General features: G+C 36.2%; 2 pseudogenes. One reads left to right on the forward strand and one right to left on the reverse strand.

Annotated features, from left to right (window positions below):
* A pseudogene (locus ACWATR_RS40230) lies at positions 1–266 on the reverse strand (hypothetical protein); the annotation flags it as partial.
* A gap of 38 nt (positions 267–304) precedes the next feature.
* On the opposite strand from ACWATR_RS40230, the pseudogene ACWATR_RS40235 reads away from it, so the two are divergent.
* Positions 305–1,156: pseudogene (locus ACWATR_RS40235) on the forward strand (hypothetical protein); the annotation flags it as partial.

Below are 1,156 nucleotides of genomic sequence, written 5' to 3' on the forward strand. Positions count from 1 at the left end.
GGGTTAAGAGAACCGTCTGGGTTAAACTGCCGCTTTTCTTCTGCTGTGAAGAAATCGTAGGCAGTATAAACAGTCCAAGGTTCTGGATATGTTTCGTCTAGTCGTTTCCATTCATCATATTCTGCCTTACATCTACGAGCATAACTATCAATTGCTCCTGGATCTGACCCTCTAGATAACTTTTGTTGTCTTACTTCATCCTTTAAAGTCCCGTCTGCGTTAAATTCTTTCCCGTGCATATTTAACCAGCGTTTAATTCTTGACATATTGGACTCCTAAAAATTTTCAATGATTAAACAAGATTATGTCTTTGCAATTCCAACACTTTGATACCAGACTAAATCAATGGATTCATACTGATGAAGATAATCAGAATTCCCAATCAATTTTAACTGAGAAATTAGATAATACTCTATTAGAATTTTACTTTCCAGATCAACAGTTTTCTTTCGGACATATAGATGAATATAGTACGCCAGAAGATTTAAGAAATCACCCAAAAGGGCATACGTTGTTATTATCTTCTAAAACCCGATTATTGTACGGGTCGCCAGAATGCTTGGAAGTAATTGAAAAGTTATGCCCTGATAGAAAAGATAGAGGTGCTTACGGTTCAATCTTTCTAGGGGGGTGTAAAAATTCGATACATGAAGAGTTAAATATTTTGATTGTAGATGACTCTACTGAAGCTCAGGGTGAAAATGGAGGAATTATTAACAAAGACAATGCTTTTAAGTTGGTAGGTGACTGCTACGGGCAAATTTCTACCCAGCTATATGATAAATTAGCTAAAAGACCAGAACAGCAAGATAAAAGTTATCGTGTAATTCAGCATCGATTTGGGTGGACAGAAACTGATGGAGAAGATACTAAATATCGATTCGGTAAGGGGACATTAAGACCTTACAGTTTTGATAAAATCGAGTATGCTGATACTAATAACGAACCCAAAATTGACTTAATTCTTCCCCTATCTAGCTTCAAAGGTACAGACAAAGATCATCCCGATAAACCGACTAAACCCCAAATTCAACCGGGATTATACAAACAAAAAATCTGGTTAGGCGAAAAGTCCCAATCAGAGAGAGGTAAAACTGCTATATCTCAATTATTAGCATCATTTCCTCAAGGTATTAAGGATTTTGCTGAAGAACTA

It is taken from the genome of Nostoc sp. UIC 10890 (genome assembly GCF_054786515.1).